This is a genomic window from Saccharothrix texasensis (genome assembly GCF_003752005.1).
Classification (GTDB): domain Bacteria; phylum Actinomycetota; class Actinomycetes; order Mycobacteriales; family Pseudonocardiaceae; genus Actinosynnema; species Actinosynnema texasense.
The window spans coordinates 1,581,552-1,607,249 of sequence record NZ_RJKM01000001.1 but is presented as its reverse complement, the minus strand read 5'-3'; the positions used below and the strand labels follow the sequence as shown (position 1 = coordinate 1,607,249).

Here is a 25,698-nt window from a genome sequence, read left to right as displayed (position 1 = left end):
TCGGGGGAAGCATGACGACAGTCCGCGAACCGGGGACCCACGTCGACCGGATCGACGAGTTGGCCGCGGTGAAGGAGCTGGGCAGGGTCGGCGTCGACCCGCGTGCCACCGAACGGCAGCACGCGAAGGGCAAGCTGACCGCGCACGAGCGGATCGAGCTGTTGCTGGACAAGGGCAGCTTCACCGAGGTGGAGCCGCTGCGCAGGCACCGGGCCACCGGGTTCGGGCTGGAGGCCAAGCGCCCGCACGGCGACGGGGTGGTCGCCGGCTGGGGCGCGGTCGAGGGCAGGCGCGTGTTCGTCTACGCGCACGACTTCCGCGCGTTCGGCGGCGCGCTCGGCGAGGCCCACGCCCAGAAGATCCACAAGGTGATGGACCTGGCCATCGCGGCGGGCGCGCCGCTGGTGTCGTTGAACGACGGCGCGGGCGCCCGCATCCAGGAGGGGGTGTCCGCGCTCGCGGGCTACGGCGGCATCTTCCAGCGCAACGTGCGCGCGTCCGGGGTGATCCCGCAGATCAGCGTGATGCTCGGGCCGTGCGCCGGTGGGGCCGCGTACTCGCCCGCGTTGACCGACTTCGCGTTCATGGTGCGGGGCATCTCGCAGATGTTCATCACCGGGCCGGACGTGGTGCGCACGGTGACCGGCGAAGAGATATCCATGGAAGGGCTGGGCGGCGCGGAGGTGCACGGCGGCACGTCCGGGGTGGCGCACTTCGTCTACGACGACGAGGAGAGCTGCCTGGCCGACGTCCGGCTGCTGCTGTCCATGCTGCCCGCCAACAACCGCGAGCTGCCGCCCGTGGTGCGCGGTGACGACCCGGTGGACCGGCGTGGCGACGGGCTGCTCGACGTGGTGCCGGTGGACGGCGCGCGGTCCTACGACGTGCGGGACGTGATCGAGGAGATCGTCGACGACGGCCACCACTTCGAGGTGCACGCGCTGTGGGCGCCGAACCTCGTGTGCGCGTTCGCCCGGTTGGACGGGCAGCTGGTCGGGATCGTGGCCAGCCAACCGGCCGTGCTCGCCGGGGTGCTGGACATCCGGGCCAGCGAGAAGGGCGCGCGGTTCGTCCAGTTCTGCGACTCGTTCAACATCCCGTTGCTGACGCTGGTGGACGTGCCCGGTTTCCTGCCGGGGGTGGGCCAGGAGCACGACGGCATCATCCGGCGCGGGGCGAAGCTGCTGTACGCGTTCTGCAACGCGACCGTGCCCCGGGTGTCCGTGGTGCTGCGGAAGGCTTACGGCGGCGCGTACATCGTGATGGACTCGCGGTCGATCGGCGCGGACCTCGCCTACGCCTGGCCCACCAACGAGATCGCGGTGATGGGCGCGGACGCGGCGGCGGACGTCGTGTTCCGCCGGGAGATCGCCGCGTCCTCGGATCCCGCGCGCACCAGGCAGGAGATGATCGACCGGTACCGCGGCGAGCTGGCGCACCCGTTCTACGCGGCCGAGCGCGGCCTGGTGGACGACGTGATCGACCCGCGCCGAACGCGCGAAGTGCTGATCCGCGCTTTCGCGATGCTGGAGGCCAAAGACGCCGACCTGCCGCGCCGCAAGCACGGCAACCCGCCGCAATGACGGCCGCGGACCGGCGGTTCCCGGTGGTGGGTGCGATACGGCTCGCCGGGCCGGACACCGCTCGCCGACCAGCTGCCGTGCGCGAGCGCGAGCCCAACCCGGAGGTGGCGCGATGAGCGAGTCCGACCCGCTCCCCGCACTGCTGCTGCGCGTGGAGAAGGGCGATCCCGACCCGGTGGAGCTGGCGGCGTTGGCGGCCGTCCTGCGGTTGCGGGCGGCGGTCGTCGTCGTGTCGGAAGAGGTGCCACGGCGGTCGGCGCGGTGGCGCAGGCCCGAGCGCGTCGCGGGCTTCGCGGGCGCGCGCACCTGGCGGAACTGACCCAAGGAGACCCGGATGGACGTCGGCTTTCTCTTCGACCTGCGCAACCCCGCGCAGTGGGCACGGCCCTGGGCGGACCACTACGCGCGCAGCCTGGAGCTGTGCGAGGAGGCCGACCGGCTCGGCGCGAACGGCGTGTGGTTCACCGAGCACCACCTGTTCCCCGACGGCTACCTGCCCCAGCCGTTGACGTTCGCCGCCGCGGCCGCGGCACGCACCCACAACGTCCGCATCGGCACCGCCGTCACCCTGCCCGCGCTCCGCCACCCCGCGCACCTGGCGGAGGAGGCGGCCGTGGTGGACCTCGTCAGCGGCGGACGCCTGGAGCTCGGCATGGGCGCCGGCTACCGCGTGCCCGAGTTCGAGCTGGTCGGCGCGGAGCACAGCCGCCGGTTCGCCGAGACCGAACGCGTCATCCGCGAGGTCCAGCGGCTGTGGCGGGAGGGCGGCATCACCCCGCTGCCGGTGCAGGACCCGGTCCCGCTGTGGGGCGGCTTCTACGGCCCGCGCGGCGCGCGCATCGCCGGCCGGCTCGGCATCGGGCTGCTGCACATCTCGCCCGAGATGTTCCGGCACTACCGCGACGGGCTGGTCGAGGGCGGCCACGACCCGGCGTCGGCCCGGGTGTCCGACCTGCTGCCCGTGCTGCTCGCCGACGACCCGGACGCGGCCTGGGCCCGCGTGGCGCCGCACCTCGCGCACCAGATGAACACCTACCGGCAGCTGTCCGTCGAGGGCACGGGCGCGCCGGTGCCGCCACCGCTGGAGCCGGGGGAGTTCCGCGACCGCCGCGAGGACGGTCCGTGGGGCGCGCTGGAGATCATGACGCCCGCCGAGGCCGCCGCGCGCATCCTCGAACGCACCCGCGGCCTGCCGGTCGAGCACCTGATCTTCTGGGCCAGCGTCGGCGCGATGCCCGACGACCTGGTGGTCCGGCACCTGGAACTGGTCAGCCGCGAGCTGGCCCCGCTGCTGGACAAGGCGCCCGCCCGTGCGTGACGGCGTCGTGTGGGACCGCAAGGCGTGGGCGCTGCTGTTCGTCCTCTCGGGCAACATGCTGCTCGACGCCCTGGAGGTCGCCGTGGTGCTCCCGGCGCTGACTCCCCTCGGCGCCGGGTTCGCCACCACGACCTCGGACGCGCAGTGGGTGATGAGCGGCTTCGCGCTCGGGTTCGCGCTGCTGCTCGTCCCCGGTCCCCACCTCGCCGCCCGCATCGGCCGCAAGGAGCTCTACCTGGGCGCGATGCTGGTGTTCGCGGCGGCGTCCGTGGTCGCGGGCCTCACCGACTCGTTCGGCGTGCTCGTCGCGACCCGCGTGGTGAAGGGCCTCTGCGCCGCGCTCACCGCGCCCGCCGGGCTGGCGATCATCGTGGCGGTGTTCGACGGCCCGGCCCGGCGGCGCGCGGTCTCGGTCTACTCGCTGTTCGGCGCGGCCGGTTTCACCTCGGGCCTGCTGCTGTCCGGCGTGCTGAGCGCGCACGACTGGCACTGGACGTTCCTGTTCCCCGCGCCGGTCGCGCTGGTGCTGTTCGCCGCCGGCCTGCGGGTGATCCCCCGCGCGCCCGCCGAGCCGCCGCCGCCGCTCGACCGGGTCGTCCTGCGCGACGGCTCGCTGCTGCGCGCCGGGTTCGGCGCGGCCGTGCTGAACGGCACCTACATCGGGCTGATGCTGCTGGTCACCACGCAGCTCGCGCACCTCGCGCCGTGGCAGCTCGCGCTCGCCCTGCTGCCCGCCAGCCTGCCGCTCGTCCTCGCCGCGCCGCACGGCGCGCGGCTCGTGCGCCGGTTCGGCACGGCCCGGCTGATCGCGGCCGGCGCGCTGTGCTCGTCGGCGGGCAACGCCCTCTACCTCGCGCGGCCGGAACCCGAGCCGTACGCCACCGCCCTGCTGCCGGTGCTGCTGCTGGTCGAGGCCGGGTTCGTGCTGTCGTTCGTCGCGCTGAACCTCCAGGCCACCGCGACGGTCCCGGCCGACCGGCGCGCCGCCGCCGTGCCCGTCTACCAGACGTTCGTGCAGCTCGGCTCGACCGTGTCGCTGCCGTTGGTCGCGCTGCTGCTCACCACCGGCGGACCGCGGGCGGCGATGGCGCTGGTCACCGCCGCCGCGGCGGTCGGGGCCGCCGTCGCCCTCACCGGCCTCCGCTCGACCACCACCGGAAAGGTCCCGTCATGACCGGAGAACCGCTCACCCTCCTCGTCGTCGTGGGCAGCGTCCGCGACGGCCGGTTCGCGCCGACCGCCGCGCGGTGGTTCGCGACCGTCGCCCGCACCCACCCGGACTTCCGGGTCGAGCTGCTCGACCTGCTGAACTACCCGCTGCCGCTCGTGCTGCCGGAGCCGGGCAGGCGACCGGACCCCGGCACGGCGAAGGTGCGCGACGCGCTGGCGGCCAAGCTCGCCGCCGCCGACGCGTTCGTCGTGGTCACCCCCGAGTACAACCACGCGCCGCCCGCCGCGCTGAAGAACGCGATCGACTGGTTCAACGCCGAGTGGAACGCCAAGCCGGTCGGGTTCGTGTCCTACGGCGGCGCGGGCGCGGGCCTGCGCGCGGTCGAGCACCTCCGGCAGGTGTTCGCCGAACTGCACGCCACGACCGTCCGCGAGTCCGTGAGCTTCACCAACGTGTGGGACCTCTTCGCCGACGGCGCGCCGCGTGACGCGACCGGCAGCGAGGCGGCGGCGAAGGTGATGCTCGACCGGCTCGCCTGGTGGGGCTCGGCACTGCGCGCGGCGCGGGCCGCGCGCCCGTACTGAAGGGAGAGCACGTGACCACCGTGCACGACCGGCCGTTCCGCTTCGGCGTCGGCCTCTTCACGCCCGTCGAGCGAGCCGAGTGGGTGGCCAAGGCCAGGCTCGCCGAGGAGTTGGGCTACGACGTGGTGCACGTGTCCGACCACCTCGGGATGCCCGCGCCGCTGCCGACCCTGCTGCTCGCCGCCGAGGCCACCGAGCGCATCCGCGTCGGCACGCTCGTGCTGAACACGACGTTCTACGAGCCGGCGGTGCTCGCCCGCGACATCGGGACCATCGACCGCTACTCGGGGGGCCGCGTCGAGGTGGGTCTCGGCGCGGGCTACGAGCGCGGCCAGTTCGACGCGGCGGGGCTGCCCTGGGCCCCCGCCGCCGAACGGGTCGCGCACCTGGAGCGCACCGTCGACCGGCTCAAGGCGTCGGCGGGCCCGCCGGTCATGGTCGCCGGTCGCGGCGACCGGGTGCTGCGGCTGGCCGCCGAGCGCGCCGACGTCATCGCGTTCACCGGCACCAAGCGCGTCCGGGACGGTGAGGGGCTCAAACTGGGCACCGTCGAGGAGTTGACCGATCGCGTGGAATTCGTGCACGCGCACCTCGGTGATCGCGTGCACGACGTCGAACTCAACATTCCCGTGCACCGCGTATTGCTGCCGGGGGCCGAACACGTGATCGCCGACGTGTGGCAGAATGATCTAGAGCTCACGGTCGACCAGCTCGTCGAGTTGCCGTCAATGCTGATCGGCACACCCGAAGAATGCGTGGAGCAACTGCACGAGGCGCGCAAGCGATTCGGCATCTCCTACTTCAGCGTCCTCGAACCCGAGATGATGTCCTTCTCCCGGGTCATCGAGGCGATGCGTTGAGCAGCACCACACCACCACACCGGTCCAACGGTGAACGAGATCCAGGGAGCATGGTTTGAAGAGGACATTCGTGATCACGGGCGCCACCGACGGCATCGGCGCGGCCGTGGCGCGGGCGCTGGTTTCCCGCGGGGACCACGTCGTGGCGCTCGGCACGAACCCCCGCAAGGGCGAAGCGCTGGTCGGCGAGGCGGACCGCGCCCCCGGCTCCCTGGAGTTCGTCCAGGCCGACCTGAGCCTGGTGTCGACCAACCGGCGCGTCGTCGACCGGATCCTGGACGCCAACCCGGCCATCGACGGCCTGGTGCTGTGCGCGCGCTACTTCCGCACCTACCGGCGTGAGACGGCGGAGGGCTTCGAGGACAACTTCGCGCTGTTCTACCTGAGCAGGCTGCTGTTCAGCTACGGGTTGCGGCCCGCGCTGGAGAAGACCGAGCGGCCGGTGATCGTCAACGTGGCGGGCCCGGGGCACGACACCCCGATCGCGTGGGACGACCTGCAGAGCACCCGCCGCTACGACGGCGTGAACGCGATGTTCATGACCGGGCGGCTGGACGACCTGCTCGGGGTGACGTTCGCGGAACGGCACGGCGACGGGCCGGTGCGCTACGTCCTGTTCCACCCCGGCACCACGTCCACCGGGTTCGTCGGCGAGTTCGACCCGCCGACCGCGATGTACATCGAGCAGCAGAAGGCGATGGCGAAACCGGCCACCGAGGTCGTGCCGCCGATCGTGCGACTGCTGGACGACCCGCCGGCCGAGCCGCTCACCGCGTTCAACATGCACACCCGGATGAGCGTGCGCAGCGGGCTGTTCTCGCCCAAGGACGCGGCTCGACTGGCCGAGCTGACCGACGAACTGCTGGCACGCGTCGACGGATAACCGCAATACGGCCCCCGGACGGGTACACGAGACTCACTCGTCCGGGGGTCGTCGGCGAATGATGGTCACGAGGAGCATTCGTGGATTTGGGGCTGAGCGGCAAGCGGGCGTTGGTGACCGGGTCGAGTTCCGGCATCGGCGCGGCGGTGGCCGACGTGCTGGCCGCCGAAGGCGCGGACGTCGTGGTCCACGGCCGCGACCGCGACAAGCTGGAGGCCGTGGCGGACCGGGTGCGCGGCCGCGGCCGGCGGGTCGACCTGGCGCTGGGCGACCTGTCGAGCGACGCCGGCGCGGACGAGGTGGTCCGCGCCGCGGCCGAGGGCGGACCGGTCGACATCCTGGTCAACAACGCGGGCGGCACCGACCTGGTGCCGTGGTTCGACGCGGAGCCGGACCTGTGGGCCGCCGCCTACCAGGTGAACGTGGTGTCCGCGGTGCGGATGATCCGCGCGTTCGTGCCCGCCATGCGGGAACGCGGGTGGGGTCGCGTGGTCCAGGTGGGCGGCGGCCTGGCCACCCAGCCGATCGCGATGCAGCCGCAGTACTCGGCGGCGCTGGCCGCCCGGCACAACCTCGCGGTGTCGCTGGCCCGCGAGCTGAAGGGCACGGGCGTGACGTCGAACGTCGTGTCCCCCGGGCCGATCATGGTCGAGTACGTGCGCGACTGGCTCGCGCGGGTCGGCCCGGAGCGCGGCTGGGGCACGGAGCTGCCGGAGATCGAACGCCGCGCGGCGGCGGAGTGGGTGGCCAACGACGTCGGTCGGTACGGCACCCCCGAGGAGGTGGCCGCGGCCGTCGGCTACCTGGCGAGCCGGCAGGCGGACTACGTGACCGGCTCGGTGCTGCGCGTCGACGGCGGCTTCGTGGCGGCGGTGTCGTGACCCCCGCGGGACGAGCGGGGCGCAGGCCGATCAACCAACTGACAGGAGTCCGGTGATGGACGGCGCACAATTCGCGGCGGACGACGGCACCGCGCCCGTGCTGCCCGCCGCGGCCCGCGGTGACGCGCGCGAGCTGGTGTTCCACCTCGCCGCGGTGAAGTGGGCGATCGGCACGATCCGCGCGCTGGTCCAACTCGGCGTCCCGGACCTGCTGGCCGAGGGGCCGGGCACGGCGGCGGAACTGGCCGCGGTGGCGGGCGTGGACGCGTCGCGCCTGCGCCGGGTGCTCGGCGCGGCCGCGACGGCGGGCGTGCTGGCCGAGGACGGCGCGGGCCGGTTCTCGCTCACCCCCGCCTCCGCCGGCCTGCGCACCGGCGGGCCGGGTGGTTTCCGGGACGTGCTGCTGTTCCTCACCGACCCGATGATGTGGCGGCCCTACGAGGACGTGGCCCACGCGGTGCGGACCGGTGAACCGGCGTTCGACCACCTGTTCGGCGAGCCGTTCTACGAGCACCTGCGCGGTGATCCCGCCGCCTCGGACCTGTTCGACCGGGCGATGGTGCAGAACGACGGCCCCGAGACCTACGAGCTGTTCGACGACCTGCCCCGGCGCCTCCGGATCGCCGACGTCGGCGGCGGCCGCGGCAGCTTCCTGGCCGAGCTGCTGCGCCGCCACCCCGGCGTGACGGGCGCGGTGTGCGACCACCCGCTCGCGATCGCCGGCGCGGCCGACGAATTCGCCCGCTGCGGTGTGGCGGACCGGGCCGAGGCGATCGCGACCGATTTCTTCGAGAAGGTGCCCCGGGGTTTCGACGCTTATCTGATCAAGCGCTCGCTGCAGAATTGGGAAGACGTGGACGCGGCGCGCGTGCTGGCCAGGGTCAGGGACGCGATCGGCGACGATCGTGACGCTCGGTTGTGGATTGTGAACCACCTTCTCACCCGATCAGGTGTACCTGACCTCGGTAAGCTTTCGGATATCGAGATGATGACTATTCTGGGTGGCCGGGAACGGGGATGGGGGGACTGGACCCGTCTGGGGGCTGAAGCGGGTTTCGCGCCGGTCGGAGAACCGGGTGCCGGGCGTGTCACGTTGTTGACGTTCCGCCCGATCTGAGCGCACAGGCTTGAGCACGAGTCAGCCCGCAGCGTCGCGGACTGCGAATCCCACGGCCGGGGCGGGTAAGTGCCGTTCACCGCGCGGCGGTCACGGGTGGCGAGGCCACCGACCGACGGCGCCGCGGCGCGCTCGCACCCCCTGTGGAGAGGTTTCCCCTCGGTGGCGCCGCCGCACGCCGACGGGATCGCGGAGGCGAAACGACAACGCCGTGCCCGGCGCCGTGGCGTCCGGGCACGCCGATCTTTGGGGGTGTGTGTGGAGCACGACGTCGATCGGTCCGCCGGCACGGGTCGTCGCGTCCCGGCGGAGTGGCGGCTGCCCGACGGCCTCGGCCTCGACGGGCTGTCCCTGGAGCGGGTGCGGCGGACCAGGGCCGAGTTGGTGGAGCGCGGGCGGTGGGGTGAGGCCGACCAGGTGGTGCGGGAGGTGATCGACCTGCTCGCCGCCGGCCCGGCCGGGGTGCGCGGCCCCCAGCTGGGCGGCTTGGTGTACGTGCCGGGTGGTCCGTCGCCGGACGACTCGCAGTGCGCCAAGGGGGATGTGGCGGGTGTGCCGGAGGAGCAGCGGCTCGCCGCGCGGGCCGTGCAGCTGGCCAACCGGGGTGTGGACCGGGCCGGGGCGGTCGCCACCGCCAGGCAGCTGCTCGCGCTGCCCGGTGGCCGCGAGACGGGCGCGTTCTGGTGCGGGGTCCTGGTGCTGGCCCACGCCGACGAGCTGGACACCGCGATGGACCTCAGCGTCCGCGCGATGCGCAGCCCGGACGTGATCGACTTCGGCGAGGCGCGTGGCGTGGTGGCGCTGCTGGTGGCGCGGCTGATGTGGCTGGGCGGCGACCCCGGCGGGGCGGCGAAGGTGCTCGGCGGGTCGCTGCGGCGCGACGTCTGCCGGCAGATCCGCAGCGTGGCCGTGGCGTGGCTGGTGTCCGCGCTGGTCGACCTCGGCGAGCTGAGCCGCGCGCACGACCTGCTGCTGGAGCACGGGTTCAGCGGCACGCTGGCCGGCGTGCAGGACCGCGCGGAGCTGTTCATGGCGCGCGGCGCGCTGCGGTTCGCGCTCGGGCAGTACGACCGGGCGCTGGAGGACTTCCTGGACTGCGGTCGCGACCTGACCGCGTGGGGCGTGACGAACCCGGCCGTGGCGCCGTGGCGGTCGCGGGCGGCGGTGTGCGCGAACGCGGTCGGCCGCACCGACCTGGCCCAGGCGTTGGTGTCGAAGGAGATGGCGGCGGCCCGCCGCTGGGGCAGCCGGCGTTCGGTGGGCCTGGCCTCGCACGCCGCGGCGCTGGTCGCGGGCGGTGAACCGGCGTCCCTGCGCGAGGTGGTCGCGGTCCTGGACGGCACGGACGCGGTAGGCGACTCGCTGCACGCCCGCTACGACCTCGCGCTCGCGTTGGGCACGCGGGAGTTGCGCGGCGAAGCGCGCAAGGCGCTGGAAGCGGTGCGGGACACCGCCCGCCGCCGGGGGTACGCGATGTGGTCCGGGCGGGCGGAGGAGGTGCTGGCCAGGATGACCGCCCTGGACCGCGCCGGCGGCCTCACCCGGCAGGAGCGCAAGATCGGCGAGCTGGCCCGCACCGGGCGCAGCAACCGGCAGATCGCCGAGGAGCAGTACCTGACGGTCCGCACCGTCGAGTTCCACCTGTCCCGCGTCTACCGGAAGCTGGGCCTGACCGGCCGGCGCGACCTGAAGGCCATCCTCACCCCGCTGTCCTGAGCCGGCCGACCACCTGCTCTGACACCGACATTTCTCCGGTGGCGCCGGGGGAACAGTAGCGGGCGGTGCGGCGTGCTCCCGCCATGTGGGCGGCGTGGACAGCGCTTCCGTTGTGCCCCAATGCTCTTGGGCATGAACAGAGTTCTGGTCTTGGTGCTCGCAGTGGTCTTCGCGGTGGTGGGTGCGACCCCGGCGGTCGGGTCGCCCCACCGCCGGGCGGACGTGGTGGCCGAGTGGTTCGACGTGACGGCGGCGACGGTCGCCGCGGCCGGCGCGCCCACCCAGTCGACCAACAGCCGGACGTGGGCGATCGCCTGGCTCGCCGCCGCACGGGCCGCGCACGACCTCCCCGCCGCGCAACGCGACCGGGCCGACGCGGCGGTGGCGTCGGCGGCGCACACCGCCCTGGTGGCCCTGGCGCCCGCCCGCGAGGCAGAGCTGGACGCCGCGTTGCGCACGACGCTCTCCCGCCTCTCGCCCGGTGGGCAACGCGACCTCGGCGTGGCCGACGGCGTCAGGGAGGCGGGTGCCCTGCTCGCCGAACGCGAGGGCGACGGCCTCGACCCGGCCTCGGTCAACGCGCCGTTCGAGGTGCCCGCGCCGGCGCCGGGCGTCTGGCAGCCGACGCCGCCCTCGCTCACCCCGCCGCAGCAAGCGGGCAACCGCCGGGCCCGGCCGTTCCTGCTCGACCGCGCCGACCGGTTCCGCCTGGCGCCGCCACCCGCCCTCGGCTCGCCACGTGACCAGGCGGACTTGGCGGAGGTGCGCGCCTACGGGTCGGCGGACAGCGCCGCGCGCACGGCGGCGCAGACCGGGACCGCGCAGTTCTGGCTCCAGGGATCGTTGGTCGGCTACACCCAACCGCTGCGCGCGGCCCTCGACGCGACCGGCGGCTCGCCCGCCCGCCGGGCGGCGCTGATCGCGGCGTTCCACGTGATCCTGGTCGACACCCAGATCGCCACCTCGGACACGAAGTACGCCTACCTGCGCTGGCGACCGGTCACCGCCATCAGGGCGACCGCCGATCCACAGTGGACGCCGCTGCACGCCACGCCCGCGCACCCGGACTACCCGAGCGGCCACACCACCTACTCCGGCGCGGCCGAGGTGGTGCTGACCGCGTTCACCGGACCGTCCGCGCGGCGGCCGTTCACCACGACCAGCCCGACCGCGCCCGGCGTCACCCGGACCTACCGGCGGTGGGCCGAGCTCACGCAGGACAACGTGGACGCCCGGGTCTGGTCCGGCATCCACACGCGCACGGCGGACGAGGCGGGAGTCGTCCTCGGGCAGCGCGTCGCCCGGTTCGGCCTGAGCCGCTTCGACTCCCTCCTCGACTGACCCCGACCGCGGTGCCGCCCGGCTGGTGGTCGATATCGTCCACCAGCCGGGCGTCCCTTGACACCAACGGGATTCGCGGCCGGCCGCGCCGGAGCACGGCTGTCCACCATGTGGACGTGGCCGGAGGTGGCGGAACGGCGGCGTTGTCCCAGGAAACACGGCGATCCAGGTGGCGTAATGCGGTCGTTACCGAGCAAGCCGGGACGGGACCGCAGACTGTGCCGCATGAGCAGCCCCCGACCGGGTCCCACCGAGCGGCGCCTGCGTGCCGACCGGGCGCGACAGGCTGCCGACGTCATCCGCCAGCTCGTCGTGCAGCGCGCCTTCCCCGACGGCGTGCTGCCCGACGAGCGGTTCCTCGCGGCGGAGTTCTGCGCCTCGCGCAACGGCATCCGCGAGGCGTTGGACCTGCTGCGCGAGGAGGGGCTGATCGAACGCGTGCCGGGCGTCGGCACGGTGGTGGTCGCGCAGAAGTACGCCCACGGCCTGAACCAGCTGATGGGACTGGCCGAGACGTTGCACGAGCACGGCGAGGTCGGCAACGACGTGCGGACCGCGGGTCTCGTCCGACCGCCCGGCCCGGTGGCGCAGCGGCTGCGCCTCGCCGAGGGCGAGCAGGTCGTGTACGTGGAACGGCTGCGCAGGCTCAACGGGCTGCCGCTGTCGCTCGACCTGACCTACCTCCCGCGCGACGTCGGCGAACCGCTGTTGGCCGAGGACCTGGAGAACCAGGACATCTTCTCGCTCATCGAGCGCACCACCGGGCTGCGGCTGGGCGCGGCGGCCGTGACGCTGGAGGCGGTGAACGCCGACCTGCACTCGGCCGCCGTGCTGGAGGTGCCGCGCGGCTCCGCGCTGCTGGTCGTGGAACGGCTGAGCCACCTCGCCGACGGCCGCCCGGTGGACCTGGAGTTCATCCGGATGCGCGGCGACCGGCTGACCATGCGCGCCGAGCTGCGGCGCACGCCGTCGGGGGAGGCGCGGTGAACGTCGCACCCCGGTTCCGCCTGCACGTGGACCTGCGCCGCCAGGCCAGCGCCCTCTGTCGCTGACCTCCCCGCACCTCCACGCCGCGTCCACCCGGACGTGGCGCGGTTCCGCACGCCCCCACCACCAGGTGACGATCCCGGGAGAACTCCGTGGCCCTAGTGAACAACCGCGCCGACGTGCCGGTGACCATCGACCAGTCGCTGTGCATCGAGGGCTGCCGCCTGTGCGTGGACGTCTGCCCGCTCGACTCGCTCGCGATCAACCCCGAGACCGGCAAGGCGTTCATGCACGTGGACGAGTGCTGGTACTGCGGGCCGTGCGCGCTGCGCTGCCCCACGGGCGCGGTCGAGGTCAACATGCCCTACCTGTTGCGCTGAAGGGAACGACGATGCTCAAGCGAATCCTCGGCGCGGCACTGGTCGCCGTCGCGTCGACCTCGTGCGTGGCCGGCGCGGCCTCCGACGACGAGGTGACCGTCGTGGTCGGCTACCAGTCCAAGACCATCAACACCGTCACCGCGGGCACGCTGCTGCGCGAGCTGGGGCACTTCGAGCGGCGGCTGGTCGAGCTGGGCCGCCGCACCGGCAAGCGGTACGAGGTCACCTGGCAGGACTACGACACCGGCGCGCCGATCACCGCGCAGATGCTCGCCGGGAAGGTCGACATCGGCTCGATGGGCGACTACCCGATGCTCATCAACGGATCGCGCGCGCAGAAGCTGGGGGACGACGGCACGCGGATGGTGTCGGTCACCGGCTACAACGCCCGCGGCGCGTTGAACATGGTCGTGGTGTCGCCCGACTCCACCGCGACCACGCTCGCCGACCTCGCCGGCAAGAAGGTGTCGGCCAGCGTCGGCTCCGCCGGGCACGGCACGCTCGTCCGCGCGCTCGGCGGCACGCGGGTCACCGTCGAGAACCAGCAGCCGTCGGTCGGCGCGTCCGCCCTCCAGGCGGGCAACGTCCAGGCGCTGGCCCAGTTCGTCGCCTGGCCCGGGCAGCTGGTGTTCGCCAAGCAGGCCAAGCTGCTCTACGACGGTGCGGAGCTGAACCTGCCGACGTTGCACGGCGTCGTGGTGCGCAACCGGTTCGCCCGGGAACGGCCGGACGTCCTCGCGGAGTTCCTCCGCGCCCAGCAGGACGCGACCGCGCACCTGCACGCGAAGCCGCTCGACGCCGCGCACGTCGTGGCGAAGGCCACCGGCCTGCCCGTGGAGGTCGTGTACCTCTACAACGGACCGAACGGCATCTCGACGTTCGACCTGAGCCTCAAACCGGTGCTGCGCGACGCGTTGCGGCAGGACGTGCCCTTCCTGAAGTCCATCGGCAACATCGAGGAGCTGGACGTCGACCGGTTCATCGACGACGGCCCGCTCAAGGCCGCCGTGGGTGAAGGCACGGCGGACACCGTCAACCCGGCGCGGATCACCGGCCGTGACAGCGCGTGCCAGGTGGACGTCGCCGACCCCGCCACGGCGAGCGAGGTGTGGTTCGAGGGCGAGGAGGCGCCTCGTCCCGCCGCCGACCCGACGTGCCTGCTCAAGCTGGTCAACCAGGTGGGCAAGGCGGTCCGCGTGGCGTACGTGCCCGACGCCGTGACCGGGACCAGGTGGTTCGCCGACCACGCGTTCTGGGTGCGCGACGACGACGGCGCCCTCCGCCCGCACACGACCCGCGCGGGGGCGCGTGGCGACGTGCTGGACTTGACGCAGGCCCTCGCCGCGGCGGGCGCACCGTGACCGCGCGGTGGGTGGTGCGGATCGCGTCGTTGGCGTGCGGTCTGCTGCTGTGGCAGGTGTTGACGGCCACGGAGACGGTGGCGTGGCTGCGGTTCGACCGGCTGCCGACCGTGCTGGAGGTGGCGCGCCGGCTGGTGGAGGAAGCCGCCGCCGCCCAGTACTACACGGACCTCGGGGCCAGCCTGGCCCGCATCGCGGCGGGCTTCCTGCTGGCCGCCGCGCTCGGCGTCCCGCTCGGCATCGCGGTGGCCCGGTCGCGGGTCGTCGGCGACGTGCTCCAGCCGCTGCTGGAGGTGGTGCGGCCGATCCCGGCGATCGCGCTGGTGCCGATCGCGATCCTGCTGTTCCCCAGCGACGAGCAGGGCATCGTGTTCATCACCTGCACGGCGGCGTTCTTCCCGGTCCTGGTCAGCACCCGGCACGCGGTGCGCGCGCTGCCGACGATGTGGGAGGACGCGGTGCGCACCATGGGCGGCGGCCGGCGGCACGTGCTGCTCAAGGTGGTGCTGCCGGGCACGTTGCCGGGCGTGTTCGGCGGCCTGTCGGTGGGCATGGGCGTGGCGTGGATCTGCGTGATCTCCGCCGAGATGATCTCCGGCCGGTACGGCGTCGGCTACCGCACCTGGCAGGCCTACACGATCGTGGACTACCCCGGCGTCATCGTCGGCATGGTCACCATCGGCCTGCTCGGCTGGCTGACCTCCTCCGCCGTCGAGCTGACCGGCCGCCGGGTCACCCGGTGGCTGCCGAGGGAGGCGCGGGCATGAGCGTGCGGGTGGAAGGGCTGGCCGTGCGCTACGGCGCGGCCACCGTGCTCCGGTCGTTCGACCTGGACGTGCGGACGGGGGAGATCCTGGTGGTCGCGGGGCCGTCCGGCTGCGGCAAGTCGACGTTGCTGCGCGCCGTCGCGGGCCTGGCGCCGATCGCCGCCGGCCGGATCGTGGTCGACGGCCGGGAGGTGCGCGGCACGTCGAAGGACCGCGCGCTGGTGTTCCAGGACGACGGGCTGCTGCCGTGGCGCACGGCCCAGCGCAACGTCGAGCTCCCGCTGGCGCTGCAAGGCGTGCCGCGCGCCGAACGGCGTGCCCGCGCGTCGGCCTGGCTGGACCGGGTGGGGCTGGCCGGGTTCGGCCGGCACCTGCCCCGGGAGCTGTCCGGCGGGATGAGGCAGCGCGTGCAGCTGGCGCGGACGCTGGCCCAACGACCGAAGGTGGTGCTCATGGACGAGCCGTTCGCCGCGCTCGACGCGCAGACCAGGGCGGACATGCAGCGACTCGTGGTCGAGGTGCTGAGGGAGGCGGGCACGACCACCGTCTTCGTCACCCACGACGTGGACGAGGCCGTGCTGCTCGGCGACCGCGTGGTGGTGCTCGGCGCGGGCGAGGTCGACGTCCGGCGCGAGGCGATCCTGGCGGCGGTGATGGCGTGACGACACCGCTGGAGGTCCCCGACGTGTCCCGGCGCGTCCACCTGGAGTGCGACGTGCTGGTGATCGGCGGCGGCACGGCCGGCTCGATGGCCGCGATCACCGCCGCCGAGCACGGCCGCGACGTGCTGCTGCTGGAGAAGGCCCACGTCCGGCACTCGGGCGCGCTCGCGATGGGCATGGACGGGGTCAACAACGCCGTCATCCCCGGCAAGGCCAAGCCCGAGGACTACGTCGCCGAGATCACCAAGGCCAACGACGGCATCGTGGACCAGCGCACCGTCATGCAGACGGCGACCCGGGGCTTCGCCATGGTGCAGCGGCTGGAGCGCTACGGCGTGAAGTTCGAGAAGGACTCCTACGGCGACTACCACGTGCGCCAGGTCCACCGGTCCGGCAGCTACGTGCTGCCCATGCCGGAGGGCAAGGACGTCAAGAAGGTGCTGTACCGGGTGATGCGCGAGCGCCGGATGCGCGAGCGCATCCGGATCGAGAACCGGGTGATGCCGGTGCGCGTGCTGGTCTCCGGGGGCCGGGCGGTCGGCGCCGCCGGGTTCAACACCCGCACCGGCGAGTTCGTCACCGTCTCCGCCGGCTCGGTCATCCTCGCCACCGGCGCGTCCGGGCGGCTCGGCCTGCCCGCCAGCGGCTACCTCTACGGCACCTACGAGAACCCCACCAACGCGGGCGACGGCTACTCCATGGCCTACCACGCGGGGGCGGAGCTGTCCGGCATCGAGTGCTTCCAGGTCAACCCGCTGATCAAGGACTACAACGGGCCGGCGTGCGCGTACGTCGGCAACCCGTTCGGCGCCTACCAGGTCAACCGGCTGGGCGAGCGGTTCGTGGACTGCGACTACTGGTCCGGGCAGATGATGGCGGAGGTGGCCCGCGAGATCGCCTCCCCGCGCGGCCCGGTGTACCTGAAGGTGACCCATCTGCCCGAGGAGTCGATCGCCGCCCTCGAAGGGATCCTGCACACCACCGAACGGCCCACGCGCGGCACGTTCCACGCCGGGCGCGGGCACGACTACCGCACCCACGACATCGAGATGCACATCTCCGAGATCGGGTTGTGCGGCGGGCACTCGGGGTCCGGCGTGTGGGTCGACGAGAACGGCGCCACCACCGTGCCGGGCCTGTACGCGGCGGGCGACCTGGCGTGCGTGCCGCACAACTACATGATCGGCGCGTTCGTGTTCGGCGACCTCGCGGGCGCGCACGCGTCCCGGCACGGCGGCACGCCCGGACCGCTGCCCGAGGACCAGGTCGTCGCCGCGCACGAGCTGATCTACCGGCCGCTGCGCCACCCGGGCGGCCCGCCGCAGCCGCAGGTGGAGTACAAGCTGCGCCGGTTCGTCAACGACTACGTGGCGCCGCCGAAGACCGGGGCGAAGCTGCGGGTCGCGCTGGAGGCGTTCGCCCGGATGGAGGGCGAGATCGCCGCGATGGGCGCCACGACGCCGCACGAGCTGATGCGGTGCGCCGAGGTGACGTTCATCCGGGACTGCGCCGAGATGGCCGCGCAGGCGTCCCTGATGCGCACGGAGAGCCGGTGGGGCCTCTACCACGAGCGCCTGGACGTGCCGGAGCGAGACGACGACACCTGGTTCCACCACCTCAACCTGCGTCGGAACGACGCCGGGGAGATGGAGTTCGTCAAGCGGCCGGTCCACCCGTACCTCGTGCCGGTGGAGGGCGTCGAGCACCGGGTGGGGCAGGTGGAGCACCTCGGCTCGCTGTCGGTGCGGGCGGCGCGGGTCGCGGGCGTCCGGCAGGCGGGTGGCGCCGTCGGCTCGCCCCGGTTGCTGGACCTGGTGGCGTTGGCCGAGGAGCAGCCGGACCTGGCCGCGTTGGAGCCGTACCTGGGCGACGCGGACCCGGCGGTGCGGCGGGCCGCCGTCGCGACCATCACCGAGGTGGTGCCGCCCGGCTTCGAGTTCGCCCTCGTGCGCGCGATGGCCGACGACCGGGAGGAGGTCCGCTCGGCCGCCGCGGCGGGCCTGCGGGAACTGGTCGAGGTCGTGCCGCGCGGCGACGCCCTGCGGGACGCGTTGCTGGCCTCACCGGCGCGTTCGGTCGCGCTGGAGGTGTTGTGGGCGCTCAAGCTCGGCACCACCGAGGTGTACGCCGAGGCGTTGGCCGACCCGGACGCCCCGGTCCGCTCGGCGGCGATCCGGGGTCTCGTGTCGCTGCGCGAGCACGCGCTCGTCGCCACGGCCGCCACCGACCCGCGCCGGGAACTGCGCGTCCAGGTGGCCGAGGGGCTGGGCGTGGTGGGCGACCCGGCGTCGGCGGGCCCGCTCGGCGCGCTGGCGGGCGACCCCGATCCGCTGGTGCGCGCGGCGGCCCTGGAGGCGGTCGGGCGGATCGGCCGACCGGCGTCGCTGCGGGACGTCGTCGTCGCCGGCCTCGCCGATCCCGCCTGGCAGGTGCGGGTGGGCGCGGCGTGGGCGGTCGACGATGCGGACCTGCTCCTGCCGCTGCTGGACGACCCGAACCTCGACGTGCGCAAGGCGGCGGTCCGCGCGGTGACCCGGTGGGCGCGCCTGCCGGTGGTGGCCGAACGGCTGGCGGCGGCTTCGCACGACAGCGACGCCGACGTGCGGGCCTACGCCCGTCACGCGCTGGAGGAGGTGTCCGCCGCGCCGGGCGCTTGACGGGCGCGCCCGTCGTCCGGTCCGGACGACGGGGACGACGCGCCCCGACGACAGGCGGCGACCGGCCGGGCGCCGGTCGCCGCTCGTCGTGGCGCGGAAGTCAGAGCTTGCCCGCGCCGGAACCCGCCGTGACGGACGACTTCACCGTGCCGACGGCGTCGGCGGTGTAGCTGTACGGGATGGCGGCCACCGTGCCGTTGACCTCACAGGGGCCGGAGTCGGTCAGGGAGTTGTTCCGCGCCACCAGACGGCCGGGGTCGGAGTCCGCGTAACCGCTCGCGGACCAGCACGCCTGCCGCACGTTCTCGAAGACGTTGCCCTCCACCAGCAGACCGGCGTCCATGACGGAGGCGATGGCGTACGAGTCGGCGTTGTTGTCGACGTTGGTGTAGTAGTTGTTGAACACGTGGACCGTCTCGCCGAAGCGCACGCGAGGGCTGCGTTCGAAGGTGCGGTCGAACCAGTTGTGGTGGTAGGTGACCCGCAGGTGGCCGCGGTCCTCGCTGCCGTTGCCGTCGGAGTGGCCGACGAGCGAGGTCTTCCAGTGGTTGCGGATCACGTTCCACGACACGGTGATGTAGTCCGCGGCGTGCGTGATGTCCAGCATGCCGTCGTAGTGGTCGGGGCTGTCCTCGATGGTGCTGGACATGGTGTTGTGGTCGATCCAGATGTGCGTGGCGCTCTCGATCTGGATCGCGTCGCCGCCGACCTTGCCCCGGATGTTCATGTTCTGGATGATCACGTTGGCCGGGCTCATGTCCTCGATGTTGAGGGTGGTCCCGGAGATGCCGGAGCCGGAGCCGACGCCGCGGATGGTCTTGTCCGCGCCGATCTCCACGGTGCCCGAGCCGCTGAGCATGCCGTTGACCAGGATGGTCTTGGCGCCGGAGGACTGCGCCTGCGTGCGGAAGTCGGCGAACGTGCTCACGGTGACCGTGGAGCCGCCCGCGCCACCGGTGGTGCCACCGGCCTGCGCGGCCCAGCCGACGAGCCCGCCCGGCGGCTGCGGCTGCGGGTCCCCGCCACCGGCCTCGACGTCCAGGTAGTCGACGTTGGGCAGGCCGGCCGAGGTGGTCGGGTTCAGCCGGATCGTGTTGCTGCCCGCGGTCAGCGACACGCTGAACGTCCTGGTCACCCAGGTCGACCAGGCGCCGGTGCCCTCGAACGACGGCGACTGGACCGTCGACCCGTTCACCAGCAGGGCGGCGGAGCGGGCCGTGGACGTGCCGTTGGCGAACCGGACGCCCACCGTCGCGGTGCCCGCGGCCGCGGCGACCACGGTGAACTGGAGGTAGCCGCCGGTGGAGTTCGAGCCGTTGCAGAACCCGCTGCCGGAGTAGCCGGTCCAGTCGGTGTCGATGGCGCCGGAGCAGACCGCGGGCGTGCTCTCCGCCTCGTACCGCGTGGGCGCGGCCTGCGCGGTGGACGACGCCACCGCGACCAGCGCCCCGGCTAACAGGCCGACGCAGGCGATCATGGGTTTCACGCGCATAAGACGTCTCCGTGGCGTAGGGAATAGCCGATTCCGACGCAACGGAAGACACGGTGCCCCTGGTGCCTCATTGCGCCGCAGGACGGGAAATCGCTTTCCCGTCGGATGCTAGGAGGTCTGCAACGGCAGGTCAACGGGGTCGCCGGGAAAACACCGGCTGGTCACGTTTGTGAACAAAAATGGTCGGAGGCGGTCATGTCCGTGAACCGGCGGCGTGCTTTCGCGCGGCCGGCGCCCAGGTATGTGAATTCGGTCGGGACCGGCGACCGGTGTTTTACAGGGGTTGCGCCGGGCGCGCAGGCCTCGCGAGACTGCACGCTTCCGCTCACGGTTGGGGGACTCCATGCGGACGTTGCTCGTCACCGCGCTGGCCGCGAGCCTGCTGCTGGTCGCACCCGAGGCGGAGGCGGCGACGATCGCCTGGCAGCCCTGCCCGGACCAGCCCGCGGCCGACTGCGGCACGGTGTCCGTCCCCCTCGACTGGTCCCGCCCGCGCGGCCCGCGGGCGGACCTGGCCGTGTCACGGGTCCGCGCCACCGACCCCGCGCGCCGGATCGGCGTGGTGTTCGTGGACGCGGGCGGCCCCGGCGGGTCCGCCGCGGAGTTCGCCCGCGCCCCCTACCTGAGCGCCGAGGTGCGGGCCAGGTTCGACGTCGTCGGCTTCGACCAGCTCGGCACGAACAACAGCTCGGCGATCCGCTGCTCGTTCGACGTGACGCCGCCGAACCCCGGCGACGACCCGGCCGACGAGGCCGGGTTCGCGGCGCTGGCCGAGTACAACCGCGCCGTGCGCGACGACTGCCGCGCCGGGCACCCCGTGTTCGACCACGTCGACACCGCCCGTTCGGCGCGGGACCTGGACGCGGTGCGCAAGGCGCTGGGCGAGCGGCGGATCAGCTTCTACGGCATCTCCTACGGCACGCTGCTCGGCCAGCAGTACGCGGAGCTGTTCGGCCCGCGGGTGCGCTCGATGGTGCTCGACGGCGTGATCGACCACAGCGCCGAGCTGCCCCGGCTGCTGCTGGACCGGGCGCGGGCCGCGGAGGAGGCGTTCGGCGTGTTCGTCGCGTGGTGCGCGGAGAACACCACGTGCGCGCTGCACGGCCAAGACGTCCACGCGGCCTGGGAGCGGGCGCTGGACGAGGCCGACGCGATCGGCTGGGGCCGGGGCGAGCTGATCCACAGCGCGTTCATCGACATCCGCGGCGGCGAGTGGGAGAGCCTGGCGTCGCTCATCGCCGACGTCGGCGGGGTGCGGGCGTCGTTCGAGCCGAACTACGACTCCCTGCGCTACGCCGTGGTGTGCCAGGACTTCGCGCTGCGGTTCGCGGACTTCGCCGAGTACCGGGCGTCGCGCGACGCCGAACTGCGCGCGGCGCCCACGCTGCGCGGCTCGTTCCTCGGCCACCAGGAAGCCGCCACGTGCGTCGGCTTCACCGGGCGCCCGGCCAACCCGCCGCACCGCCTCGACGTCGACGAGGCGCCGCCGCTGCTCGTCCTGACCAGCCGCTACGACGTGGCCACGCCGTACCGGTGGGCGCAGACCGTGCACCGGCAGGCGAAGGGCTCGCACCTGGTCACGTTCGACGGCCCGGGGCACGGCGTCTACCACGCCAACGAGTGCACCCGCGCCGCCGCGGACTCCTACCTGCTCGGCGCCGCGCCCGGCCGCGACGCGACCTGCTGACCCGCCGGGCAGAACTCGGCGAACACCGCGCCGAGGGCGGCGTCCTGGGCCGGGGGCGACGTCAGGTTAGCGGTGACGACGACCGTGACCTGCCGCCGGGCGTCGGGGGAGTGCATCGTCCACGTGTGGTAGCCGGGCACCGAGCCGTTGAAGCCCCAGATCTCCGGCGCGGCGCAGCCCGGCGGCAGCGGGATCCGCATCAGGCCGAGCCCGAACTCCAGCCCCGCGATCCCGCTGGGCACCGTGCCGCGCATCTCGGCGGCCTGCGCCGCCGGCACGAGCCCGCCCGCGAGCAGGGCGCGGAAGAACCGGTTCAGGTCGTCGACCGTGGACACCAGGTTGCCCGAGCCCCAGAACCGGGACATCTCGTAGTCGGTGACGTCGGTCGGCGCGGCGTCGGGGCCGTGCAGCCACTCGTAGCCGCGTGCGGCCGGCCGGTCGACGCGGGGGTGGCGGTAGGGGAGGTAGCTGTCCCGCATCCCGGCCCGGTCCAGCACGCGCCGCTGCAACTCGGAGTGCAACGACCGGCCGGTGAGCTCCTCCACGAGCTTCCCGAGCACCGCGTAGTTGGTGTTGGAGTACTCCGCGCCCCGACCCGGCGGGAAGGACAGCGGCTTGCCCTCGGTGCCCTCGCGGATCGTCTCGTCCGGCGTCTGGTGCCGCCACCGCGTCGAGTCGATCTCCGCCGGGGTGTCCCACCGCTCGGTGAACGGGATGCCGCTGGTGTGCTGGAGCAGCTGGCGCACGGTGATCGGTTCGGCGTACGGCAGCAGCCCCGGCAGCCGGTCCTGGACCCGGTCCTCCAGCCGCACCCGTCCCTCGCCGACCAGTTGCAGCACGGCGGTGGCGACCACGGTCTTGGTGATGCTGCCCGCCCTGAACTGCCCGCGCGGCCGGGGCGCGCCGCGTTCGGCGAGGCTGCCGACTCCGCTGTGGCCGTACCACTGCCCGTCGGCGTCGAGGACACCGGCGAAAGCGCCGGGCGAGCCGACGGCCACCGCACCGTCCAGCGCCGCTCGGAGCCCGGCGCGCGACGACGGCACCGCCGCGGCCGACGTGACCGCCGCACCGGTGAACAAGACCGTGCCCGCGGCAAGGGCGACCGCTCGGCGCACCACACGATTCATGCGAGATCCCCCAGGATCCGTCAGCGTCGTGGAACCAACGCTGAGCACCCTAGGCAATTCCGCTTCCGCCGGTAACCGGTCGTCGCGCTATATCTTTTCCATATTCGGCGTCCGGCGCTTCCGCGTTTTCGCCGTTCCGGCGCTTCGGGCTACGCGTCGCCGCGCATGGACCGGCGGATCTCCTCGAGCTTGTCGAGCCCGGCCTGCCGACGTGCCTCGAACCGGTCCTCGACCGCCTTCGCCTCCGGGGTGGCCTCGGCGAGCTCCTCCGCGCCGATCCCGGTGGCGACCCGACCCTCGATCCGGTCGCGGACGTGCTCGAACGTGGGCACGCCGCCCTCGGTGTAGTCGGCGGGAGGCACCACGACCGGGGCCGCCTCGTGCTCCACGACCTCGGCGTCGATCACCGGTTCCCGTTCGCCGCTCATCGCCCCACTCCGTTCACTGTGCCGACCACGAGGCTACCTCGCGAGGAACGCCCGAGCCTCTTCCCGCCGGCCGCACCCGCGCCACCGGCAGAACCCTCCAGCCCGCGCCGGAGTGCTCGGGGCTGTTCGACTCCGTGCGTTCTTGTCCGGTTGTGTCAGTGACAGGCGTTTGGTCCAGACCATAGCCTGGGAGGTGCCGCCGCTGTCCGTCCCTGTCACGCAGAGGAGTTCCGCTCGTGAGGACAGCACGCACGATCACCGCCATAGCCGCCGCGGCCGTCGCGTCGGCCGCCCTGATCACCGCCCCCGCCGCCGTCGCCGGTCCGGTCACCGACTGGGACCGGATGCTCGCCCAGCAGCCGCTCGTGCGCACCGCCGACACGATCCAGGCCGAGGTGCGGCGAGGCGGGCACACCGGTTTCGCCGGACTGGTCCTGGAAGACGACCACGTGGCCCTGTGGTGGAAGGGCGACGTGCCGGCCGGCGTGCGCGCCGCCGCGGCCCGGGGCGAGGCGCCGGTGACCTTCGAGGCCGCCCGCCACTCCGACGCCGAACTGCGCGAGGCCGCGAAGGTCGTGCAGGCGCAGCGCGGACCCGGCGTGCACGCGATCAAGCTCCCCGCCGACGGCAGCGGCCTGGTGCTGGGGGTCACGTCCGAGTTCGCGACCCGCTCCGTGCGGGTCGACGTGCCGGTGCGGACCGTGGTGGAGGAGCCGCTGTCGCCGGTGTCCCGCCAGAACGACGCGCCGCCGTGGAAGGGCGGCGCGACGATCGTGCTGGGCAACGCCGCGTGCACGTCCGGGTTCTCCGTCCGCAACGGCGACAACGCCCGGTTCCTGCTCACGGCGGGCCACTGCGGCAACCCCGGTGCGCGCGTCACCGACCCCACCGGCGAGTACATCGGCACGGCCGGCGCCAAGCACGGCGACCACGACATCATGCTCATCCCCACCGGCAACGTGGTGAACCAGCAGTACGTCGGCGGCGGTGACAGCAACTCCACCGAGGTGGTCCGGGGTTGGGGCGACGTCTACACCGGCGAGTACCTGTGCCAGTCCGGTGTCACCAGCGCCCGGGTGACCGGCGCGCCCGTGTGCAACATCAAGGTCCTGTTCTTCTACGCCGACCGCGAGGACCTGGTGGAGGGCGAGCAGATGAACGGCCAGCCCGCCGCGCGCGCCGGTGACAGCGGCGGCCCCGTGTACGGCCCCTCGTCGGCGGGCGGCGTGATCGCCAAGGGCACCGTGACGAGGGCGGCGGGCGCGCGGATCGGCTTCCAGGACTTCCGCACCGCGAACCGCGACTTCGGCGTCTACATCCCGCTCTGACCGTCGACCGTCCACTGTCGACCCCGACCGCCGCCGGGGTCGCCGGTGGACGCCGTGACCGGGGCGTGCAACCGTCGGCCTCGCCTGACCCGGGCCCGTGAGGGGACTGGTATCCCGCTCCTGCCGCCTTCGAAGGCCCTCGGCCCTGGGCCACCGCGCCGGCGGTCCCGCTCCCCGGACGACTGCCTGTCGAGTGGCGGGTCTGCCCGCCGTGGCGGCGATGGACTGTCTGGCCGGACGCAGGTCGACTGGAACCGCAACTCCGAAATCTGGCGCAACGACATCATCAACGGCGACAAGATCACCACGACCCGCTCTCCGGGACGGATCGCGGCGGCGAAGGTGATGGAGGTCCTGGGCATCCGGAAGCCGGAGCACGTCAACCCCCTGCCGCTGTCGGTTGAAGACTGATCCAACGCTGTTGACCGAGGGCTGGTCCTGAGACACCTGTCGTCCGGGCACTGCTGGATGGTGTCCAGAAGACAGGTTGCGATCGGGTCCGGTCGCACTGCCTGCGGGTCGCCGATCGGCTTGCTTCGGCAAGGTGACCTCGAGGCCTTCCACTACTCTCGTGTGCGGGAGGTTGTGGTGGACGAGGGTTTTGACGCGTTGGTCGCGGAGGCGGCGGGGGTCGAGGTCGTCGGGTGGGACTTCTCCTGGCTGGACGGTCGGGCGACCGAGGAGCGTCCGCCCTGGGAGTACCAGAGGTCGATGGGCGAGCGGGTCGGGCGCGCGTCGATGAGCCTGGACATCCAGACCGGCGGCGGCGAGGTGGTGGCCGGGGTGCCGCAGCGGGCGGCCAAGGCGATGGTCGCGACGGAGTCCTGGCCGCCGAACCTCGCGCGGGCGCAGGAGAACTTGCGGGACAAGGGCGTCGTCGTGGTCGCCGACGAGGACCGGCCGCCGCTGCCGTTCGCGGACGGGACCTTCGACCTGGTCACCAGCCGCCACCCGGTGACGGTCCACTGGGCCGAGATCGCCCGCGTCCTGGCGGCCGGCGGCACCTACTTCTCGCAGCAGGTCGGTCCGGACAGCGGCCACGAGGTCTACGACTTCTTCCTCGGCCCGCAACCGGTGGGGCACAGCGACCGCGAGCCGGCACTGGCCAGGGCCGGAGCCGAAGCGGCCGGCCTGGAAGTGGTCGACCTGCGGAGCGCCGAGCTGAGGATGGAGTTCTTCGACGTCGGCGCGATGGTCTACTTCCTGCGCAAGGTCATCTGGTTCGTCCCCGACTTCACCGTCGAGAAGTACCGCGACCGCCTCGAAGCGCTGCACGAGCGGATCCAGGCCGACGGTCCGTTCGTCGCCCACTCCCGCCGCTTCCTGATCGAGGCCCGCAAACCCGGCTAGTCAGGTGCCGCCGCCCGA

General features: G+C 73.2%; 24 protein-coding genes. 21 read left to right on the top strand and 3 right to left on the bottom strand.

The annotated features are described in order from the left end of the window. The first annotated feature begins 11 nt into the window (after positions 1-11). The 17 genes from EDD40_RS05910 (at position 12) to EDD40_RS05830 (ending at position 18,268) form a co-directional block, all read left to right on the top strand. Entirely contained in the window at positions 12-1,583 is a 1,572-nt protein-coding gene (locus EDD40_RS05910; protein ID WP_123741981.1) for an acyl-CoA carboxylase subunit beta, read from the top strand. A 112-nt stretch (positions 1,584-1,695) separates the two neighbouring features. Then, positions 1,696-1,902 carry an acyl-CoA carboxylase epsilon subunit gene (locus tag EDD40_RS05905; protein ID WP_123741980.1) on the top strand — a complete coding sequence of 69 codons (207 nt, stop codon included), beginning with the start codon at positions 1,696-1,698 and terminating at the stop codon, positions 1,900-1,902. Positions 1,903-1,917: 15 nt separating this feature from the next. Then, positions 1,918-2,901, top strand: coding sequence for an LLM class flavin-dependent oxidoreductase (locus EDD40_RS05900; RefSeq protein WP_123741979.1), 984 nt, complete (start codon positions 1,918-1,920; stop codon positions 2,899-2,901). Continuing rightward, complete coding sequence (locus tag EDD40_RS05895) at positions 2,894-4,075, top strand: MFS transporter (RefSeq protein ID WP_211348101.1); 1,182 nt, start codon at positions 2,894-2,896, stop codon at positions 4,073-4,075. The genes EDD40_RS05900 and EDD40_RS05895 overlap by 8 nt, the downstream gene beginning before the upstream one ends. Next, positions 4,072-4,656, top strand: a complete 585-nt coding sequence (locus EDD40_RS05890) for an NADPH-dependent FMN reductase (protein ID WP_123741978.1) — start codon at positions 4,072-4,074, stop codon at positions 4,654-4,656. Before EDD40_RS05895 ends, EDD40_RS05890 begins: the two co-directional genes overlap by 4 nt. An 11-nt stretch (positions 4,657-4,667) precedes the next feature. Next, positions 4,668-5,516 (top strand): TIGR03621 family F420-dependent LLM class oxidoreductase, encoded by an 849-nt coding sequence (locus EDD40_RS05885; RefSeq protein ID WP_123747796.1) that lies wholly within the window; start codon positions 4,668-4,670, stop codon positions 5,514-5,516. A gap of 55 nt (positions 5,517-5,571) precedes the next feature. Then, the gene (locus EDD40_RS05880) at positions 5,572-6,399 is read left to right on the top strand and encodes an SDR family NAD(P)-dependent oxidoreductase (RefSeq protein ID WP_246037445.1); all 828 of its coding nucleotides are present in this window, start codon (positions 5,572-5,574) and stop codon (positions 6,397-6,399) included. Between the two features lie 80 nt (positions 6,400-6,479). Next, positions 6,480-7,280 carry an SDR family NAD(P)-dependent oxidoreductase gene (locus tag EDD40_RS05875; protein ID WP_123741976.1) on the top strand — a complete coding sequence of 267 codons (801 nt, stop codon included), beginning with the start codon at positions 6,480-6,482 and terminating at the stop codon, positions 7,278-7,280. A 55-nt stretch (positions 7,281-7,335) separates the two neighbouring features. After that, entirely contained in the window at positions 7,336-8,397 is a 1,062-nt protein-coding gene (locus tag EDD40_RS05870) for a methyltransferase (protein ID WP_123741975.1), read from the top strand. Positions 8,398-8,655: 258 nt separating this feature from the next. Further along, positions 8,656-10,113, top strand: a complete 1,458-nt coding sequence (locus tag EDD40_RS05865) for a helix-turn-helix domain-containing protein (protein ID WP_123741974.1) — start codon at positions 8,656-8,658, stop codon at positions 10,111-10,113. A gap of 132 nt (positions 10,114-10,245) precedes the next feature. Beyond that, a complete protein-coding gene (locus EDD40_RS05860) occupies positions 10,246-11,454 on the top strand; it encodes a vanadium-dependent haloperoxidase (protein ID WP_211348100.1) in 1,209 nt (402 codons plus the stop codon). A gap of 225 nt (positions 11,455-11,679) precedes the next feature. Next, positions 11,680-12,441, top strand: a complete 762-nt coding sequence (locus EDD40_RS05855; protein WP_123741972.1) for a GntR family transcriptional regulator — start codon at positions 11,680-11,682, stop codon at positions 12,439-12,441. A 152-nt stretch (positions 12,442-12,593) separates the two neighbouring features. Next, positions 12,594-12,821, top strand: a complete 228-nt coding sequence (locus EDD40_RS05850; RefSeq protein ID WP_123741971.1) for a 4Fe-4S dicluster domain-containing protein — start codon at positions 12,594-12,596, stop codon at positions 12,819-12,821. A gap of 11 nt (positions 12,822-12,832) precedes the next feature. Then, a complete protein-coding gene (locus EDD40_RS05845; RefSeq protein WP_123741970.1) occupies positions 12,833-14,182 on the top strand; it encodes an ABC transporter substrate-binding protein in 1,350 nt (449 codons plus the stop codon). Continuing rightward, the gene (locus EDD40_RS05840; protein ID WP_123741969.1) at positions 14,179-14,949 is read left to right on the top strand and encodes an ABC transporter permease; all 771 of its coding nucleotides are present in this window, start codon (positions 14,179-14,181) and stop codon (positions 14,947-14,949) included. The genes EDD40_RS05845 and EDD40_RS05840 overlap by 4 nt, the downstream gene beginning before the upstream one ends. Beyond that, positions 14,946-15,611 carry an ABC transporter ATP-binding protein gene (locus EDD40_RS05835; RefSeq protein WP_123741968.1) on the top strand — a complete coding sequence of 222 codons (666 nt, stop codon included), beginning with the start codon at positions 14,946-14,948 and terminating at the stop codon, positions 15,609-15,611. Before EDD40_RS05840 ends, EDD40_RS05835 begins: the two co-directional genes overlap by 4 nt. Beyond that, positions 15,608-18,268: a fumarate reductase/succinate dehydrogenase flavoprotein subunit gene (locus EDD40_RS05830; RefSeq protein ID WP_123741967.1), complete on the top strand. Its 2,661-nt coding sequence runs from the start codon at positions 15,608-15,610 to the stop codon at positions 18,266-18,268. The genes EDD40_RS05835 and EDD40_RS05830 overlap by 4 nt, the downstream gene beginning before the upstream one ends. 100 nt (positions 18,269-18,368) lie before the next feature. Here the strand turns inward: EDD40_RS05830 and EDD40_RS05825 are convergent, their stop codons facing one another. Next, on the bottom strand, positions 18,369-19,760 hold the full coding sequence (locus tag EDD40_RS05825; protein WP_123741966.1) for a pectate lyase family protein: 1,392 nt from the start codon (positions 19,758-19,760) through the stop codon (positions 18,369-18,371). 343 nt (positions 19,761-20,103) lie between these two features. Between EDD40_RS05825 and EDD40_RS05820 the strand changes: the two genes are divergently transcribed. After that, positions 20,104-21,447, top strand: a complete 1,344-nt coding sequence (locus EDD40_RS05820) for an alpha/beta hydrolase (RefSeq protein ID WP_123741965.1) — start codon at positions 20,104-20,106, stop codon at positions 21,445-21,447. Here EDD40_RS05820 and EDD40_RS05815 read toward each other — a convergent pair. Further along, complete coding sequence (locus EDD40_RS05815) at positions 21,405-22,574, bottom strand: serine hydrolase domain-containing protein (RefSeq protein ID WP_123741964.1); 1,170 nt, start codon at positions 22,572-22,574, stop codon at positions 21,405-21,407. The two genes, EDD40_RS05820 and EDD40_RS05815, sit on opposite strands and share 43 nt — an antisense overlap. Before the next feature lie 149 nt (positions 22,575-22,723). Next, positions 22,724-23,002 (bottom strand): PspA domain-containing protein, encoded by a 279-nt coding sequence (locus EDD40_RS05810; protein ID WP_123741963.1) that lies wholly within the window; start codon positions 23,000-23,002, stop codon positions 22,724-22,726. Between the two features lie 236 nt (positions 23,003-23,238). Here EDD40_RS05810 and EDD40_RS05805 point away from each other — a divergent pair, with 236 nt between their 5' ends. From EDD40_RS05805 to EDD40_RS05800, 3 genes are all read left to right on the top strand, one after another. Further along, positions 23,239-24,330: a chymotrypsin family serine protease gene (locus EDD40_RS05805; protein ID WP_123741962.1), complete on the top strand. Its 1,092-nt coding sequence runs from the start codon at positions 23,239-23,241 to the stop codon at positions 24,328-24,330. A 45-nt stretch (positions 24,331-24,375) separates the two neighbouring features. Then, the gene (locus tag EDD40_RS40935) at positions 24,376-24,741 is read left to right on the top strand and encodes a hypothetical protein (RefSeq protein WP_148088695.1); all 366 of its coding nucleotides are present in this window, start codon (positions 24,376-24,378) and stop codon (positions 24,739-24,741) included. A gap of 177 nt (positions 24,742-24,918) precedes the next feature. Next, positions 24,919-25,680 (top strand): class I SAM-dependent methyltransferase, encoded by a 762-nt coding sequence (locus EDD40_RS05800; RefSeq protein WP_246037443.1) that lies wholly within the window; start codon positions 24,919-24,921, stop codon positions 25,678-25,680. Positions 25,681-25,698 lie beyond the last annotated feature (18 nt).